Origin of the sequence: Butyricimonas sp. Marseille-P2440, from assembly GCF_900091675.1 — a bacterium.
GTDB lineage: Bacteria > Bacteroidota > Bacteroidia > Bacteroidales > Marinifilaceae > Butyricimonas > Butyricimonas synergistica.
In genome coordinates, this window is the sequence record NZ_LT594610.1 from 475,804 (window position 1) to 493,369 (window position 17,566).

General features: G+C 44.0%; 14 protein-coding genes. 13 read left to right on the forward strand and 1 reads right to left on the reverse strand.

The genetic code is table 11. The features are described 5' to 3' along the window. Positions 1 to 123: 123 nt before the first annotated feature. The 11 genes from BN8899_RS13050 (at position 124) to BN8899_RS13100 (ending at position 13,957) form a co-directional block, all read left to right on the forward strand. Positions 124 to 453, forward strand: a complete 330-nt coding sequence (locus tag BN8899_RS13050; RefSeq protein WP_018337108.1) for an RNA recognition motif domain-containing protein — start codon at positions 124 to 126, stop codon at positions 451 to 453. 127 nt (positions 454 to 580) lie between these two features. Beyond that, a complete protein-coding gene (locus tag BN8899_RS13055; RefSeq protein ID WP_187376895.1) occupies positions 581 to 1,171 on the forward strand; it encodes an RNA polymerase sigma-70 factor in 591 nt (196 codons plus the stop codon). A 75-nt stretch (positions 1,172 to 1,246) separates the two neighbouring features. Beyond that, entirely contained in the window at positions 1,247 to 2,404 is a 1,158-nt protein-coding gene (locus tag BN8899_RS13060) for a FecR family protein (protein ID WP_065219760.1), read from the forward strand. Positions 2,405 to 2,571: 167 nt separating this feature from the next. Continuing rightward, entirely contained in the window at positions 2,572 to 6,150 is a 3,579-nt protein-coding gene (locus BN8899_RS13065; RefSeq protein ID WP_231932348.1) for a SusC/RagA family TonB-linked outer membrane protein, read from the forward strand. Between the two features lie 12 nt (positions 6,151 to 6,162). After that, complete coding sequence (locus tag BN8899_RS13070; protein WP_065219762.1) at positions 6,163 to 7,983, forward strand: RagB/SusD family nutrient uptake outer membrane protein; 1,821 nt, start codon at positions 6,163 to 6,165, stop codon at positions 7,981 to 7,983. A gap of 16 nt (positions 7,984 to 7,999) precedes the next feature. Continuing rightward, positions 8,000 to 8,899 carry a hypothetical protein gene (locus BN8899_RS13075; RefSeq protein ID WP_065219763.1) on the forward strand — a complete coding sequence of 300 codons (900 nt, stop codon included), beginning with the start codon at positions 8,000 to 8,002 and terminating at the stop codon, positions 8,897 to 8,899. Positions 8,900 to 8,901: 2 nt separating this feature from the next. Beyond that, positions 8,902 to 9,639, forward strand: coding sequence for a fibrobacter succinogenes major paralogous domain-containing protein (locus BN8899_RS13080; RefSeq protein ID WP_187376896.1), 738 nt, complete (start codon positions 8,902 to 8,904; stop codon positions 9,637 to 9,639). 22 nt (positions 9,640 to 9,661) lie between these two features. Then, a complete protein-coding gene (locus tag BN8899_RS13085) occupies positions 9,662 to 10,864 on the forward strand; it encodes a TlpA disulfide reductase family protein (RefSeq protein ID WP_187376898.1) in 1,203 nt (400 codons plus the stop codon). Between the two features lie 43 nt (positions 10,865 to 10,907). Further along, a complete protein-coding gene (locus tag BN8899_RS13090; RefSeq protein WP_065219766.1) occupies positions 10,908 to 12,149 on the forward strand; it encodes a thioredoxin family protein in 1,242 nt (413 codons plus the stop codon). Between the two features lie 6 nt (positions 12,150 to 12,155). After that, a complete protein-coding gene (locus BN8899_RS13095; RefSeq protein ID WP_065219767.1) occupies positions 12,156 to 13,310 on the forward strand; it encodes a TlpA disulfide reductase family protein in 1,155 nt (384 codons plus the stop codon). Positions 13,311 to 13,444: 134 nt separating this feature from the next. Further along, complete coding sequence (locus BN8899_RS13100) at positions 13,445 to 13,957, forward strand: DUF4494 domain-containing protein (RefSeq protein ID WP_018337107.1); 513 nt, start codon at positions 13,445 to 13,447, stop codon at positions 13,955 to 13,957. 173 nt (positions 13,958 to 14,130) lie between these two features. Here the strand turns inward: BN8899_RS13100 and BN8899_RS13105 are convergent, their stop codons facing one another. After that, the gene (locus BN8899_RS13105; protein ID WP_065219768.1) at positions 14,131 to 15,108 is read right to left on the reverse strand and encodes a hypothetical protein; all 978 of its coding nucleotides are present in this window, start codon (positions 15,106 to 15,108) and stop codon (positions 14,131 to 14,133) included. Positions 15,109 to 15,448: 340 nt separating this feature from the next. Here BN8899_RS13105 and BN8899_RS13110 point away from each other — a divergent pair, with 340 nt between their 5' ends. Beyond that, entirely contained in the window at positions 15,449 to 16,009 is a 561-nt protein-coding gene (locus tag BN8899_RS13110) for a DUF3575 domain-containing protein (protein ID WP_065219769.1), read from the forward strand. Positions 16,010 to 16,017: 8 nt separating this feature from the next. Beyond that, the gene (locus tag BN8899_RS13115) at positions 16,018 to 17,556 is read left to right on the forward strand and encodes an OmpA family protein (protein WP_148375425.1); all 1,539 of its coding nucleotides are present in this window, start codon (positions 16,018 to 16,020) and stop codon (positions 17,554 to 17,556) included. The last annotated feature ends 10 nt before the right edge of the window (positions 17,557 to 17,566 follow it).

Here is a 17,566-nt window from a genome sequence, read left to right on the forward strand (position 1 = left end):
CAGATTGAATTGAATTATTTGTATTTAAATCACTTTCCTATCAATGTATTTGTATCGTTAAGTAGACTTTTTTCAATGGCAATTCTCAATCATTATTTATTAATCAATTAAAATTTGTACTTGATGAACATTTACATTTCAAATTTAAGTTATAGCGTTGATGACGCTGATTTGAACACCTTGTTTGCAGATTACGGTGAAGTGGTTTCTGCTAAAGTTATTATGGATAGAGAGTCAGGAAGATCAAGAGGCTTCGGTTTCGTTGAATTGGCTGATGATACTATGGGACAAAAAGCGATCGACGAATTGAACGGCGCTGAATATGATGGTAAAGTAATCAACGTGAATGTTGCCAGACCGAGAGAAGAAAGATCAAACGGTGGTGGTAACCGCGGTGGTGGGTTTAACAGAGGCGGTAATCGCGGAGGTTATAATTCAAACAGAAGATACTAATCTATCGATATGATACAGAAAAGAGGCTTGGTAACAAGCCTCTTTTTTGTTTTAGCGATAATTGTTCGTGTACAATTTTTAATTTGATATGGATAGCATTTGGAAGAAACTTTATATATTTGTCTGCATGAAGGATAGACATGAGATCATAGAGAAAGTTTTTTCTGCGATTAAGAGCGGAGATCAACGGGCGTTTGAGCGAGTGTTTCGGATGTTTTATGTACCGTTGTGTGATTATGCTGCGATGATTCTCGGGGAGCAGGCGGAAGCAGAGGATGTCGTGCAGGATCTTTTTATGCATATATGGAGAAATCGTGTGGAAATAGAGGTACAGGATTCCGTGAAATCTTATCTGTTTACTTCAGTGCGTTTCAGGGCTTTGAATGTATTGAAGCATAAAATGGTGGAACGTAAACACGGGGCTTTGTTGACGGAGTTTATCGAGGACTTGCAACGTTCGGATTACTCGGAGGAGGAGATACAACAGATTGAGCAAATCAAGAAGGTTTTGCGGGAATTGCCGACCCAGTGCCGTGTCGTATTCACGATGAGTTGCCTGGAGGGAAAGAAATACAAGGATATCGCGAATGAGTTAGGTATATCGGTTAACACGGTGAAATCGCATGTAATGAAAGCTTATAAAGATATTCGTGCTCGAGTTGGGGAAAATATTTCTCCTGTTTTGTTTTTTATTTCCTGTAAATCAATAGATAAATAATATTTTTGTAAAAAAGTTTATTTTTGACTCACCTTTTTTGGGTTCTTGGTTGTCGTGTATAAAAACAGAGATGCTATGAACGATTTTTCAACAGATAGGTGGGAACGATTGACCGAATTGTGGTGCGACAAGGATGCGGATTCGGGTAAAGACGATCATCCGCTAGATACGGAAGATAAAAGGCAGCTCGAATTGTTGTTTAAAATTCGACAAGCGATGCAGGGTGTACAGTGCAGGCAGTATGACATAGAGAGAGGATGGAGGAAAGTTAAGCCTCGCGGAGTATTTCTAAGAATAGAATCTATCAAGAGGTTCGTTGCGGTTATCGTGCTCGGGGTGGGAGTTGTTGCCGGAGTGTGGATGTGGCAGGAGCATGTACTGGATAAAAAAGATTTCGTGTTGTCCAAAACATCGTTTGTTCCCGGGGTGGCACATGCCGAGTTGATATTAGCTAGCGGGGAGCGGTTGCAAGTCAACGCTCGTGAAGTGGTGCATGCCTCGAAGACGAAAGGTGTCGTTATCACGAATGACACGGCAAAAACCCGCGTACGTTATCAGGTGACAGAGCGAGCCGTGGTGAAGAGGCCCGGGATGAATACTTTTGTCGTTCCTAAAGGGGGCGAGTATACGTTGGAGTTGTCGGATGGAACTTTGGTGTGGATGAATGCCGGTTCTTCGTTGCGTTTCCCTGAAGAGTTTACTCGGGATAAACGGGAGGTGTACTTGGATGGAGAAGCCTATTTTCAGGTGGCAAAGGATTCGCTGAAGCCTTTCCTCGTGCATGTGGATAAATATTGTATCCGGGTATTGGGCACGAGTTTCAATGTCAGTGCCTATTCTGGAGATAAGACATGGTACACGACTCTCGTGGAGGGTGCGATAGCAGTGGGGGGAATCGGGAATGAGATCCGGATGTCGCCATGTGAACAGCTTTGTATCGACACGGATAGCGGACAATGCAAGTTGAGGGAGGTAAATCCGGAATTGTATACGTCTTGGGTGGGGGGAAAGTTTTATTTCAAAGCCTATACCTTTGAGGAGCTGGTGAGAAGATTGCAACGTTGGTATGATTTTGATGTGTTGTATCGTGACGAAGGGATTCGGCAACGGCGTTTTTCCGGTGTGATTAATAAATACAGACCTTTGGGGGAGATGCTGGAGTTTTTGGAGATGACTTCCGACGTGTGTTTTGAGTTGAATGGTAAAACGATAATAGTGAGCAAAAAAAAGTAAGTATATTATCGGTGAGGGGAAAAAAGAATAGGAGATTGCGGCTCCTATTCCTTGTGGTTCCTCATCGATAGAGGAAATCAATAATAATAATTTACAAAGCTATGAAAAAAAATGATGATGTAGGACTATTCCATTGTCGAAATGGAATAAAAAAAATTCTTTTGCCTATGAAACTGATTGGCTTTTTCATGTGTGTAGGTTTTTTGCACGTGCAGGCGAGTTCTTTTGCACAAGTAGGGAAGGTGACTTTCCAGCAAAAGGAGTTGAGCGTGGAGCAAGTATTTGACGCTATAACGACGCAGTTGAAGTATGATATTTTTTACAGTGACGATCATCTTGACGTGAAGCGGATGGTACAATTCCCGGCATTGACGATGGGAGTGGAGGATGTGTTGAAATGCACCTTGGGAGACAAGTATTGTTGGCGAAATGTCGGTCAGATAATCGTGATTTACGAGAGTAAGGAACTTCCCCAGGTGAAAGGGATCCGCTTGAAGGGAGTCGTGTATGATGAGCATAAAAATCCATTACCGGGAGTTACGGTAAGGGTAGCCGGCACGACGATTGGTACAGCCACGGATGGTGAGGGTAAGTTCTCTCTCGAGTTGGTCGAGAAAAAGGGGGTGCTTGATTTTTCTTTTATCGGATTCCGTGACGAGCATGTGGCTTTCAACCAGTCGAATGACAGTATTCGGGTGATCATGCACGAGGAAGCGGCTCAGATAGAAGAGGTGGTGATTACCGGTTATCAAAATATCGATAGACGCAAGAACACGAGTGCCGTTACCACCGTGAAGATGAAAGATTTGTATATCCAGGGAGTTTCTTCCATCGACCAGATGTTGCAAGGTCGTATCCCGGATATGATGTTTTCGTTAAACTCCGGGGAAGTCGGCGTGGTGCCTAAATTGCGAATCAGGGGGACTTCCACGCTTATCGGTAACCGCGAACCGTTGTGGGTGCTTGACGGTATTGTCATGCAGGACCCGGTGGATATTTCTCCCGAAGAATTGAATGATCCGGATTATATCAACCGTATCGGAAACGCTATTGCCGGTATCAATCCGCAAGATATCGAGCGTATAGACGTCTTGAAAGATGCGGCGGCGACCGCTCTTTACGGAACCCGTGCCGCTAACGGGGTTATCGTGGTAACGACTAAAAAGGGACATGTCGGCAAACCGGTTATCAGTTATAATACCACGGTCACAATGCGTCAGCGTCCGCGTTATTCCGACCGTTCCGTCAATGTGATGAATTCCAAAGAACGTATTCAGTTCTCCCGGGATTTGACGGCTTTGCATTACGAGTATCCCAAAAATATGACGATCATCGGTTACGAGTATTGGTTGCAGAAGCTGTATTCCAAAGAGATTTCTCAAGCGGAGTTCGACACGCAAATTGCGAAATTGGGAGCGACCAATACGGATTGGTTCGACTTGTTGACAGAAGACAGTTTTTCGCACAACCATACCTTGAGCGTTTCCGGAGGGTCGGAAACAGCCCGTTATTATGCGTCTTTGGGGTATACCCGGGATAATGACGTGATCAAGGGTGACCACAACGAGCGTTACACGGCGAATCTGAATCTTAATACCAATTTGGCTTCTTGGTTGACGGCATCTTTCGGGTTGACCGGAAACGTGAGCGGCCGGGCTTATTATCAAGAGGAGTTGGCTCCGATGCAGTACGCTTACAGGACTAGCCGGGCGATTCCCGCTTTTGATGATAATGGAGAATATTATTATTATAAAAAGAAGGCTGACGATGTGTTGCTCAATACCTTTTTCAATTATAATATTTTAAATGAATTGGACAATAGTTCTTACGATCAAGAGGGGTCGAGCGTATCTGCCAATGTTAATTTGCAATTCCGGTTTACGGATTGGTTGAATGCCAATGCCATCGTGGCTTACACGGCTTCCCACACGACTATTGAAGGGTGGTGGGGTGAAAAAAGTTATCATGCCGCTTGTTTACGAAAAACGGAAAACGGTGTTCAGGCAGAGAAAGGAGATGGAACCGGATGTACTCTTCCGTATGGAGGTGAATTGAGCCGCTCGGAATCGAATAACCGAAATTATACGGTTCGTTTGCAATTGAATGCCAGCAAGTATTTCGGTGAGAAACAGCAGCACAATATTTCCGGGAGTGCCGGTTTTGAAGCGAATGCCTCTCGTGTAAAATCGTTCACTAACGTGATGCGCGGTTATTTCAAAGACCGTGGTATGAGTTTCGTGAAAGATGTTGATTTATCGGTTTATCCTGCTTACGAGGGATGGCTGTCGGAAAATACGCCCACGTTGAGAGATACGAAGGGAAACACGCTTTCGGCATATCTATCCGTGTCATATAGCTACTTTAATTATTTTACGGTTAATGCGAATGCCCGAGTCGATGGTTCGAATAAGTTCGGAGACCAGAGTAACGACAAACTTTTGCCTATCTGGTCGGCTTCTGCCAATTGGAATCTTGCCGAACATTCGTGGATGCAATACGACTGGCTTGATTTCCTTTCTTTGAAAGCTTCTTTCGGTTACCAGGGTAATATGCCGACAGACCAGTCCCCGATAATGATTATCAAGAAAGGCGCATTGAATGACCATTTTTCCGAATACACCTCCACGATAGAACGTTATCCTAATCCGGATTTGAAGTGGGAAAAGACTACGTCGTATAATTTGGGGTTGGACTTTTCACTGTTCAAGTCGAAATTGCAGGTGGAGGCATCCTATTATTGGAAACACACGGAAAATGCCTTCATGAATAAGATGATTGCTTCCATTAATGGAGTTCGTAATAGCACTTATATTGTAAATGGAGGAGATTTGGATAACCATGGATATAGCGTGTCTTTGACAGTTTCGCCGATTAACAATGAAGATTTCCGTTGGTCGTTGTCAACTTCGTTCTCTAGGACATTCAATAAACTGGAAAGTAATCCTGCCGCCGATCAGTATGAAAAGGAAGATTTCTTGGATGGAAGGGCTCTTGTGAAAGGGAAAGCCGTTGGTACGTTCTATTCTTTCAAGTTCTTGGGTTTGAGCCCGGTGGACGGCGGTCCTATATTTGATGACGGAGGGGATAATAAAACTGTTTTACAGAAATTGAACAAATATGATTTTTACACCCGTATCCTACAGGCTTCAGGGAGGCGCGATCCTACCATGTCCGGAAACCTGAATACCAGTGTCCGTTGGAAAAATATCCATTTTAGTGGCGTATTTGCTTATAGTTTAGGTAACAAAGTCCGTTTGTTCAGCATGTATAACGGGGCCGATGCGGTTATGGATGTACGGGGAATATACCCCGAGAATAATGTCAGCAAAGATTTGTTGAAGCGTTGGCAATATCCCGGAGATGAACTTTGTACTGATATTCCGGCAATTATTTCTCTTTCCAATCCGGCTTATGGGAAATATGAACGCCATTGGAGCAGCGATCCTAAATATAGGGAGATGCCGCCTATAGCTTCGACGTCTTGGGATATGTATGATTATGGAAATCATCGGGTAGTGAGTGGAAATTACTTGAAGTGTTCCAATTTGAGTTTGACGTATGAGTTTGACGAAAAAATATTGAGTCGTTTGCGCATATCTCGTTTGGCTTTAACGGTTTCTGCCATGAATCTATTCACGATTTCAGCTAAAGAACTAAAAGGTCAGACACCCACGCAGAGTGGTTTCTCTACCATTCAGTTGAGCGAACGGCCGACTTATTCTGTAGGTTTGAATGTTTCATTTTAAGACGAGCGGTTTATGAAAAAAATAATTAATATACTTAGTTTCGCTTTGCTTTTGGGGGGATGTTCCGGTTTCTTGGAAGAGTATTCCCAGGATTTGGCAAAAATACAAAGTTATGAAGATTTGGATGAAATTTTGTTGGGCGAGGGATATTTGCCTTATGCCCGTATAACAAGCCAGGGTGCAATTGAAAACGAATACTTTCAATGTGTCCATTATATGTCGGATGAACTATCCAAGTATATTCCTATTCACGAGAATGATCCCGCGGGGTTGCAGGAAAAAATGTTTGGTTGGCACACGTGGCAACAGGTGGTGGGATTGAAGTTTGAAGGAGGTCAACACGTGGAGGAAAATCGTGATTGGAAACAAGCCTATGTATCCATCAATGCCTGCAATTCGATTTTGACAGAAATAGACAAACAGGTAGCGGAATCTGATAGAGAAAAATTGGAAATCGTGCGTATTAAGGGAGAGTCTGCTTTTTTGCGTGCTTTGTATTATTTCCAATTGGTTAATCTTTACGGGAAGCCTTATTGTGCGGACAATCTTTCTTCCCTGGGTGTGCCTCTTAAATTGTCCCAAATGGTAGAGGATAAAGATTATACTTGCGCTACCGTGGAGGAAGTGTATACCCAGATTCAGAAAGATTTGAAACTTGCCGAAGAGTGTTTGAGTCAAACTGCGAAGAAAAATTTCCCGTATAGGGCGGACATTGCGGCGGTTTATCTCTTGAAGAGCAGGGTGTTCCTTTACATGCAGAATTGGAAAGATGCTTTGGTGTACGCGCGGAAGACATTGAATGTAAATGGTAACCTGTTGGATTTGAAATCGTTCTCTGGGGAAGAGGTGCTTGAGGAATCCTCTCCGGAAATTATTTTTTCCATGGGAGGATATGTATTGGCGTATTCTATCCAAACGTTTCGGGGTATGTCGAATAATATTTGGAAAAATTGTCCCGCTTATGTGATTTCGGATGATTTGGTGAAAGCTTTTGATGACGAAGGAAAGAATGATCTGAGAACCCGTTTTTACATCAGTAAGGACACAGTAGGTTATAGATTGGATCGGCTTCCTATTCCTTATACCGAGGCGTGGACTTTCCGTAAGGTGCTGGGATGGGTAACCTCCTCCCGAAATCTTTCCGATAACTTTTTGTTCCGTACGGCAGAGGCTTATTTGAACGGGGCGGAAGCTGCAGCTTTTGCCGGGGATGAGACGGAGGCACGTTCACTACTGAAAACGTTGAGAGACCATCGTCTTCTTGTTAGTCGACCTATCACGGAAAGTGGACAAGCGTTGATTGATTTGATTCGTCTGGAGCGTCAACGGGAACTTTGCTTGGACGGACACCGTTGGTTTGATTTGCGGCGTTATACCGTGCGGGAAAAATATCCTTATACCAAGACTATCATGCATACTTACACGAAATATAAATATGATAGTAGAGCTTTTGTTTATGTGCCACTGGAAACATGGAGTTACGAGTTGAAAGAAAATGATCCGGCTTATACATTGGCTTTACCGAAGGAGGTATTGGATTTCCAACCCAGCTTGGGAAGTAATAGTCGTCCTGTTCGGCAGGGAAGTGTTTATACGGTTCCCGCTACACCTGAAGTTACTCCTCCGAACAGTTCCTTGGAGAGCAACCCGATTTATAATGAAGGATTCCTTTTCGGAGGGGGAAGATGTTTCGTTTTGAATGGTCAGGGAAGTCCTGAAACATTTTATAATCAATGTCCTTACGAACTGTATTCGAATAATTATAACTTGTGGTGCAAAGGAGTGAAAGACGGTTGGGAAGATGCTTTGAAATATTTAGGTGGTTATATGTAATTTAAAAACGGAATCTATGAGATTGAATATTTTTATTTGGATGGTATTGGCGGGATGCCTTTTCTCTTGTGAAAAAGAGAAACTGACACCCAGTAAAGCCCGTAATCCTTTTGCTCCTGATCCGGAAGCAACGGATGCAACCTCTAAGTTAAGACGGGATTTTTACGAGAAAACCGGATGCTTTCTTTTGTTCAATGATACTTTGCGACACGAGTACAAGGGATTGAATGCTTTTGGGGAACCTTATTACGACACGGAGTTGTTGGCCATGGATTGGGATTTGGGTGCCGTAAAGAGTGGGCATACGTTGAGATTCGAATATTTGAATCAGGAGCAGCAACAGAAGGCGTACGATTTTTTGGTTAATGATTTGTATGATGTCATTAAAACGATGCCTTATTCGATTTTAGTCGTGAATAGGATGGAATTGAGTGTGGAAGATTTTTACACGGGGGAAAGAACGTGGGTCCCACAAACGTTTGATATGAATTCAAGGTGTTTGGCGATAGCCATCGAGGGACTTTTCGGTGATGTAGAGCCAATGGAGTTCGCGCAGGATTTATGTTGTGCCATTATTTTCGGTAGTTTCGGGGGAAGTGAAACAAATTACTGGGAAGGAAGTGAGGCTATCGAGTTCTTGAATGTTAATATGTGGGATTATGGTTATCCGAAATCTTGGTATGGAGTTACCACTTTAGAAGATTTGTATCCAAATGGTTTTATTGCCGATACTAATGGGGATAATCTTCCGACAGCCGTTCAGGACGCTTGCGCTTATATCAAGGCAATTTTACTTATGACAGATCAGGAGTTTAGGGAAAAGTATGGAATGTATTACCAGGTTATGCAGAAATACGAAATCATGAAACCGTTGGCAGAGAAAAAGGCTGAGAAATTAGGAATTAAATTCAAATGATTATGAGAAAATATTTGATAGCTGTATGTATTATGTGCTGTTGCGCTGCTCTTGTTGCGTGCAGTGATGACGATAAGTTGCCGAACGTTCAACTGGATGCCCAAGGGACATTTACGGATGAGCGTGATGGGAATGCTTACGGGTGGATTCGAATTGGTGATTTGGAATGGATGACTTCCAACTTGAGATACGGTACACCTTATTACGAGAGAACTTTCGGGGGAATCTTTTTGGATTCAGAGGGAAATCCGCAAAGTGTAGCAACTTTGGGACTTGACTATCTGCCGTTAGATCTAGCCGGGGATTTCGAGAAATACGGCAATTTGTACAGTTGGGAGGAAATCGAAGAAATCGTCCCGGAAGGTTGGCGTGTCGCCTCGGATGAAGATTGGAAAAACTTGGAAAAGGCATTGGGCATGTCATTGAAAGAAGCGGATAAAGAGGGTTGGAGAGGAGGCAATGTCGCCACGCTCATGATGCAAAAAGAGGAAGGAACGGGGTTTGCGCTTCAATTGTCCGGTTGTGCTTGGCAGAATGGTGCTTATGATAAGTATATTCATCTGAATAGTGTTAATGAATACGGTTATTTTTGGACATCAACGGAAGATAAGGATAATGAACTGGCTGTATCTACGGTTTGGTTTCGTAAAATATTTGCGACGCAATCTACCGTCTATCGCGGGACTTCGCCTTTGGACATACTGATGCGGGTGCGTTGTTGTCGGGATGCTCAAAAGTAGTATGAATTTGAAGATGTTTTTTATGAAGAATAGATTTTTCTTTTTTGTTGCGGCGCTGCTTTTATGCAGCGCTTGCGCTTCCCGTAACCAAGGATTTGTCGTGCGAGGAAGTTTTCCGGGTTTGCAGGATAGTATGGCGGTGATGCTTCGTTGTATGGAGAACGAGAATTATAGTGTTGTTGCGCAAGGAGTTGCACGGGATGGCAAGTTTGAATTGAGGGGTGTGGTGCGAACCCCGATGTATTGTGAATTGTTATTTAGTAATCAGGATATTGTTTCTCGTCTTGAAGACGTGAAGGTGGGTAATATTTTTTTGTTCCTTGATAATTCCGAGTTGACCTTGAAAGTACCTCATCTCGATAGTATGTCGTTTACGCCTCAGTTTATGGCGGAAACCGCTGAGGTGAAAGATTACTTGAAAGGGAGTCCGTTACAACAGGAGTTTTACGAGTATCGTAAAGCGTTGCTGCCCTTGAATTTAGTTGCGCAAAAGGCATCTGATTCATTGGCCATGATGAGCTTGCGGGAGAATTGTTACACCCCGGAAGAGTACAATCGTTTGTTTGACGAGCAGTATCCTCAAAAGCAAGCTGCCGAAGCTGCAATAGATGCAGCTAAAATGGAATTTGTGCGTGCTCATCCGCATTCATTGCTCACGCTTTATATCGCGGAAACTTTGTTGAAGACCCCTTTCACGCGTGCCCCGGAAGAGGTGAAAGAGTTGACTCGTGTTGTCGGGCAGATCGAGGATACGGTGCGTCGTCCTTATATCTTGAAAATAGCGGATATAACCCAGACTTTGTGCAAGGGGGCTGTTTATAAAGATGTTGAATTGATAAACACGACGGGGGAAAAGGTGAAGTTGTCGCAATTCGTGCATTCCGATCGTTATACATTGGTTGATTTCTGGGCATCGTGGTGTGGTCCTTGCCGTTGGGCAATTCCCAAGGTGGAACAGCTTTACAAACGTTACGGGGATGATCGATTGGCGGTTGTCAGTGTGTCGCTTGACCAAAAGAGGGAGGATTGGGAAAAAGCCGTTAAACGGGAAAATATGCCTTGGCCTCAATTGGGCGTGGATGGTAATGACATGCTGGTTGCTGTAAGTAGGGCTTATCATATTACCGGGATTCCTCGCTTGTTGCTTATTGCTCCAGACGGGCGGGTCGTGTTCAGCGGACATGATGTAAATGCTTTGCGATTGACCGTTGAGAAGTTATTATAATAATGGAACGAGAATATGTACCGATATTTTTAATTGCTGTTAAATGAAAAGGATATTGTTATTGTTTGTAATTTGCTTATTTGTGCAAAGTGTGTCTGTCGCTCAAGAGGGAGTGAATTTCCGGAATATTTCTCTCGAGGAGGCATTGAAACAGGCGAAAGCTGAAGATAAATTGGTGTTTGTAGATTGTTATACTCCCTGGTGTGGCCCGTGTCATCGGATGCTGACAGAGGTGTTTCCCCGGAAAGAGGCGGGAGATTATTTTAATTCCCGTTTCGTTTGCGTGAAGTATGATATGACGAAGGATGAAAATGTGGAACTTAATAAGAAATTCCGGGTTGCTGCTTACCCGACGTTTATTATTATCCGTCCTGATGGGACGATCCTGCATAAGCAGACGGGAGCCGGTGATTTGAATTATTTTATTCCTTGCGTGGAAGCGGGGTTGAATGACTCGACTAATCTTTGGGGGTTGGAACAGGAATATGTCCGGGGGGGGATGAGTAATGTCAGGTTGATGGCTTATCAAGCGGTGTTGGCGGATGCTTTCGATTGCGATAAGGCTACCGGGATTTACCGGGAATTGTGGGGACGCCTTTCGGATAAAGAGCGGGTTCAAAAAGAGTTTTGGCGTTTGTACACGGATAATTATTGCACGTTTGATTCCCCGATGTGTGAATTTATGCTTGCCCATCTTGATGAAATCCGAGCTAATGCGGGACAGGAAGAGGTGGACCGCTTTTTGTTGATGCGTTACGGTGGTATGCTGGAAAAATGGATAAAAGGGCTTGAGATCCGCGATAGTATTTCTTTTGAAGATTTGTGCAGTCAGGTGGAACGTTTGAATTTGCCTCGATTAGATGAAATGCGAGTATTGGCCGGTTGGGTGGTGAACCAGGAAGTGCAGGCGTTGACGGATTGGATTGCTAAGAAAATGCCGGAGGGAAATTCACAAGCTGTACGTTTTTACGCTGATGCTTTTCAGGGTATTTCCTGGGGACATGATTTTAATGTGCCGGAAAATTACAGCTCGTGTGGAAGTCGGTTAGCGGAACTTACCGTGAATAAAATGGAGGAACAAGGTACGAATCTTAGTTCGTCGGATCTGTCAGAGTATTTCGGGGCATTAAGTTGTTTCCAGCGAGAAATGCCCATTGAGTTGTGTCGTCGTTTAGTCGTGTTGGGCGATAAAGTATTGCCGGTATTACCGGATGATGAGCGATTGCCGGGTATGAAACGGATGTTTGATGATATACGTCGAGTAATTGAACAAGAAAATAAATAATTGCACATGAGAAAAATTTACTTTTTATTGTTATTGGGTGTTGTTGCCTGTACTCAACAACCTGTCGACTACTTTGTCTTGCGAGGTACGGTGCCCGGGGCAATGGACAGTACCACGGTATCGTTGAAAAAGCTGGACGGTCGTAGCAAACCGATCACGGGTTATATTATTGGCGAGAAATTTGAATTGAGCGGGAAGTTGGACGTACCCACGCGTTGCGAGTTAGTTTTGGATAACTATGATTATTTGGAACGTTCGGGAGGAGAATGGAAGTCGGGACGTCGGGTTAATATTGATTTCTTTGTTGAAAACGGGAAACTCACTTTTACCGCGCCTCATCTTGACAGTTTGCCGGAATCTTTCTGGAAATACGATATACGTAAAGAGAAAAATTACAAAGTAGAAGGGTCGAAAGCCCAAGATGTTTATTGCCATTACCAGCAACAGACGATACCGGTGCGTTATAATATATTCAAAATTAGGGAAAAGGAAAAGCTCACCTTGGATGATAACCGTCAGTTGAATGATTTGCTGACAGAATACCGGGAAATCGGCAAAAAGTTTATTTGCGATAATTCTAATATCGCCGTTAATCTTTATATTGTGGAGGGATTGAAAAAATCCGCATTCACGTATGATCAGGCTTATCTTGACGAGTTGGGACAACTTTTTGCAGCCACTCAAGATACTTGTGCCGGCTTAAAAAATTTCCGCCAGTATTTGCATGATGCGATTCGCTTCGTGAAAGAAACTCCCTTGCAAGATGGTGAAATTAGTGACGTGGAAGGCAACGGAGTGTCGTTGCTTGCTCAATTGAACTCAAACGGGTACACGCTTATCGATTTTTGGGCATCGTGGTGTGGTCCTTGCAGGGCCAGTTTCCCGCATTTGCGAGAAATGTATAGGAGTTACGGTAATAAGGTTAAATTCGTGAGTATTTCTATCGACCAGAAAAAAGAAGATTGGTCGAAAGCCATGGAAGAAGAAAAATTGCCTTGGTCGCAATTTTGGGGGTCGCCTGAATTCAGTAAAACCCTTCCTGGGTTGTATGATTTGCGTGGGATCCCGACGTTCTTTTTTATCGATCCTGCCGGAAAGGTTGTATTCTCTGGTCATAGTAGCTTAGATTTAGAGGAACAATTGTCAAAGTTGGATTTTTAGCATAGGAAAAGTTTTAGAGTGGAGAAGGTGTGTGGTGCGATACACCTTCTTTTTTTATTTTTCAGGGGAGGGTACGTTTTGGGCAGAATTATTTTATTTTTGCTGTCCGATAAAACAAATTAAAAATAGAAGAAATGACAGCAAATTGGTTTGAAGCGAAAGTGAAATACGTGAAAGTGGGAGAGGACGGAAAAGAGAGAAAAATGTCCGAGTCGTACTTGTTGGACGCCATGTCTTACACGGAAGCGGAGAGTAGAATCACAGAGAGTTTGAGAGAGATGATACAGGGGGATTTCTATATTGCCGGATTAAAAAAGTCGAACGTTACCGAGTTGGTAGAGTCGAATGACGGGAACGACGATAAATGGTTCAAGGCGAAAGTGAACATCATCGATGCCGACCAGATCAGCGGGAAAGAGAAAAAGTCTGCACAATATTTCTTGGTGGCGGGTTCTGACTTGGAGCGTGCTTTGGCTAATTTGCAAAAGAGCTTGTCTACTTACGTGGTGCCTTTTGAAATAGCTTCTCTTGCCGACACGACAATCATGGACGTGTTCCCTTATTTCTCGGATGATGCGGAACAAACGATCCCCTCTAACTTGAAACCTCTCGGTAGCATGGAGGCGAATACCGAAGAATTCGAGTAAATATTCAAAAAGGACTACTCTTCCGCTCGATTTTAGATTTTAAATTGAAGGGTTGAAAAGCTAACCGAAGCCGGAGAGTAATTCTGCTCTCCCTCTATAAACAGAGGGGGAGCTGGAATAGTCCTTGCAAGTGAAGCTCATTTCTAATTTTCAATTCTGTATTTTCAATTGTTTTATTCCAGAATGTCATCTATTATTTTATTCTGGGCGTTGAAAAACAGCCGCCGTTCAAAGCGTCCGCTTTTGGAGAGCAAGGTGGAGATGTTACAGAAAGATTGAATCCACTCTTTTATCTTGCCAAAATCTTCCCGCGAATTTTCTATCATGGAAAAGCTGAAATTGGATTGAAACAGGGCGAAGTGCCTGCTGCCGGACACGTAGTAACAACTCGTGAAACCGATGTTCATGGATGAAACATAAAAGGCTGTTTCGGAAGGCAGAGGAATATTGGGCACATAAGTCCCGTTCAATGTCTTTTCAAGTTTTGATAAAATGTCGTGGAGTTCATTTTTAATATCTTCTTTCTCTTGTGTCGTGATGATGTGCATCTTGTGGAAATTATTTATTTCATTGGATAGAGCCCAGATTAGAGAATTATCCCAAACGTAGAAAACTTCACTAAAATTGAATATTTCGGTATATCTTTCAATGATCGCGGATAACCGGGAGGGAAGTTCCCATTGAGTGAAATGGTTGAACTCTTCGGATTGCACGAAATAATTGCCCCATTTGAAGAACATGAACTTTGTCATCAGGGGGGAGTGGAGGAAAAATTCGAGGGGCAGGGTGTGGTAGACGTTACCCATCTCGCCGGGCGCATCCTCGTTGATGCGCTTGACACGGTTGAAGTTCTGCTCGATGATGTCGGCAAGCGAATTCATCGAATGGAGTTTTGCGGGTACTTCCAGCACGACGGGCATCCACTGGTGGCTCTCTTCCTTGTACAGTAGCCTGTCGATCGAGATATTCAGTTCTTTGGCTAGAATACCCATTTCCCGGATGGAGAAGTTTACTTTCCTTGCTAATCTCCTGTAAATGGATTCTTTCTCTAATCTCAAGATATCCGATACCAGGTTGATCAAATCTGTCCTTTTGGGAATTTTCCTGCACAATTCATCAATGAATTCGTCGTGGAGATCCTTTTTGTTCATAGTGGTATTGTTTAATACTTATTTAAAGATAGAATATGTTAATTCTATTATCAAAAATAACTATAATTTCAAACGAATTTGCTAAATATTGCATGAAAAAGCGTTCAAGTATAATAATCGAGTGTCTTCATTTTTTTTTCACTGTTTTGGATCAATGCAGGGGGCTGTTTCCTCTATTTTGGAGGAAGTCGGTTGCCTGTTTCCGACCATTCTGCGGAATAAAATCCCTGTTTGTCGGAAATTTCTCCGTATGGTCTAATTCCTGCGAGTGAGAGGGGATAAAGTTGTCTTTTTCAGGTGATAGCAATGGTTTACCTTTGTTGTAGAAAATTGAATCTGTATGCAAAGGAAAGGTTTTATATTATTAATAACAGCGGTTTTGGTTTGCACGTTTGCTAATGCCCAAAAGGTAGCACTGAAGAATAATCTGTTCATGGACGCTATGGCAGCCGTTAATTTTGGCGCAGAATTTAAAGTCGGGAAGCGAACCACGGTGGATATTCCCGCGAGCCTGAACCTGTGGAGTTTCAGCGACAGCAAGAAGTTTAAGCATTTCGCCGTGCAACCGGAGTTCCGCTGGTGGAAATGCGAACCCTTCACGGGACATTTTCTGGGTATTCACGCTCATTATGCTTCTTACAACGTGGGAGGTATCGGTCCTTTCAAGACGATAAAGGATAACAGGTACGAGGGATGGTTGATTGGTGCCGGGGTGAGCTACGGTTACAATTGGTTGATCGCCCCCCGGTGGTCGTTGGAAACCACAGTAGGGATAGGTTACGCTTATATGTCGCATGACAAGTACCGGTGCGGGAAATGCCAGCCTTCTGTCGGTCACAAGAAAGCACACTATTTCGGACTGACGAAATTGGGATTAACGTTGGTATTTCTGCTAAAATGATGTGGATTATGGGAATGAATGATAAAATAAAGAGTAAGATGGTTGCCCTGGTAGGGGGAATTGTATTTTTTGTTGCCCCGGGTACCTTGGCGGCGCAACAGAAGGCGTCGGACGTGCGGGTGGTCGTGCGAGATGTTCGGCAGGAGCGGGATAGTATACGTGCTATACTGGAAATCGAGGCTATCGGGATATCGGTTGCCCCGAGGGAACAGATGTATTTGTTCCCGGTGATTCGTGATGGCAAGAACGAGAGGAAAATGCTCCCCGTGGTTATCAATGGCAGGATTCAGCAAGCCGTGGCGGACAGGACGGAAAGGCTTTCCGGGTATGTAGAGCCTGTATATGCTTCTTTTACAACAAAGGGGAATAAACTTTTTTACCAGAAAATTGCGTATAGCGCGACGATTCCCATCGAGGACTGGATGCGGAATGCCAACGTGGCTATCGGGCAGGAACGCCGTAATTGCCGGTGCGAGTTCCATCATCTTTCGATGGAGATGATAGCCGAGGGCATCCGGTTTATAGAGAAGCCGGTGCGGGGTATCTATGATCTTTCCGTGACGATACCCGTGCCACCAAGGGAAGAGATTAAATATAGGTCGGAATCAGGGGAAGCTCAGATTATCTACACGGTGGGAAACGCTGAGATAAAGCCTGCATTGGCTGATAATCAGGCGGAGTTGGATAAGATACGCCGGAGTCTGGAAGACGTGAAAACGCTGCAAGGGGTGAAAATCAATTCGATGACGATTTCTTCTTACGCGTCGCCGGAGGGGGGATGGAAATACAATTTTGATTTGTCCGAGCGTCGTGCCGCTTCCCTGCTGGGATGGCTTCGGAGGAATCACGAGTTCCCCGGGATGTTATTGTCGGCACGGGGATTCGGGGAGGATTGGACGGGATTCGAAGCTCTTGTCGAGGAGGACACGGGTATGACGGCTATCGAGAAAGAAAGTATTCTTCGGATTATTGAAGATACCGGGGATTTGGACAAGCGCGAAAGACAATTGAAATTGTTGAATGACGGACGGACGTATCGCCACGTGCTTGCTAATCTTTTCCCGGAACTTCGGCGGAGTGCTTACCGGATAGATTTCACGGTGCCAGAGTATTCGCAGGAAACGATAAAGGAAGTGTTCCGTTCCCGTCCAAGTGCGTTGTCACTCTACGAGTTCTATCTGCTTGCCAACGAGTATGAGCCGGGAAGCAAGCAATTTATGGATGTCATAGCGACGGCAGCAAGGATGTTCCCGGAGGAGAAGGTGAGCCGAATCTCGATGGCGGTGTTCAGTTACCTGTCCAATGATGTTGCGGCGGCATTGGAGTATCTCGAGGGATTGGAGGATGATCCGGATGCCTGGATTTATTTCTCTTCATTTCATGCGCTCAACGGGGAGTTGGATAAGGCAGAGCAATATGCGAAGCGAGCGGGACAGGCGGGTAATCCTGAGGCTGTCAAGTTCCTGCGGTTGATAGAACGCTACAAGGTGGACGAGGGGGTGTTTCAGGAAAAGATGAAAGAATGGGAAATGTATGGGATTGAGTAAATCCTGCGAT

Excerpts from the sequence above, each read along its gene's own strand:
- BN8899_RS13080 (WP_187376896.1), top strand. The coding sequence starts at position 8,902 with ATGAGAAAATATTTGATAGCTGTATGTATTATGTGCTGTTGCGCTGCT.
- BN8899_RS13065 (WP_231932348.1), top strand. The coding sequence starts at position 2,572 with ATGAAACTGATTGGCTTTTTCATGTGTGTAGGTTTTTTGCACGTGCAG.
- BN8899_RS13100 (WP_018337107.1), top strand. The coding sequence starts at position 13,445 with ATGACAGCAAATTGGTTTGAAGCGAAAGTGAAATACGTGAAAGTGGGA.
- BN8899_RS13110 (WP_065219769.1), top strand. The coding sequence starts at position 15,449 with ATGCAAAGGAAAGGTTTTATATTATTAATAACAGCGGTTTTGGTTTGC.
- BN8899_RS13055 (WP_187376895.1), top strand. The coding sequence starts at position 581 with ATGAAGGATAGACATGAGATCATAGAGAAAGTTTTTTCTGCGATTAAG.
- BN8899_RS13050 (WP_018337108.1), top strand. The coding sequence starts at position 124 with ATGAACATTTACATTTCAAATTTAAGTTATAGCGTTGATGACGCTGAT.
- BN8899_RS13095 (WP_065219767.1), top strand. The coding sequence starts at position 12,156 with ATGAGAAAAATTTACTTTTTATTGTTATTGGGTGTTGTTGCCTGTACT.
- BN8899_RS13060 (WP_065219760.1), top strand. The coding sequence starts at position 1,247 with ATGAACGATTTTTCAACAGATAGGTGGGAACGATTGACCGAATTGTGG.
- BN8899_RS13090 (WP_065219766.1), top strand. The coding sequence starts at position 10,908 with ATGAAAAGGATATTGTTATTGTTTGTAATTTGCTTATTTGTGCAAAGT.
- BN8899_RS13105 (WP_065219768.1), bottom strand. The coding sequence starts at position 15,108 with ATGAACAAAAAGGATCTCCACGACGAATTCATTGATGAATTGTGCAGG.
- BN8899_RS13070 (WP_065219762.1), top strand. The coding sequence starts at position 6,163 with ATGAAAAAAATAATTAATATACTTAGTTTCGCTTTGCTTTTGGGGGGA.
- BN8899_RS13085 (WP_187376898.1), top strand. The coding sequence starts at position 9,662 with ATGAAGAATAGATTTTTCTTTTTTGTTGCGGCGCTGCTTTTATGCAGC.
- BN8899_RS13075 (WP_065219763.1), top strand. The coding sequence starts at position 8,000 with ATGAGATTGAATATTTTTATTTGGATGGTATTGGCGGGATGCCTTTTC.
- BN8899_RS13115 (WP_148375425.1), top strand. The coding sequence starts at position 16,018 with ATGGGAATGAATGATAAAATAAAGAGTAAGATGGTTGCCCTGGTAGGG.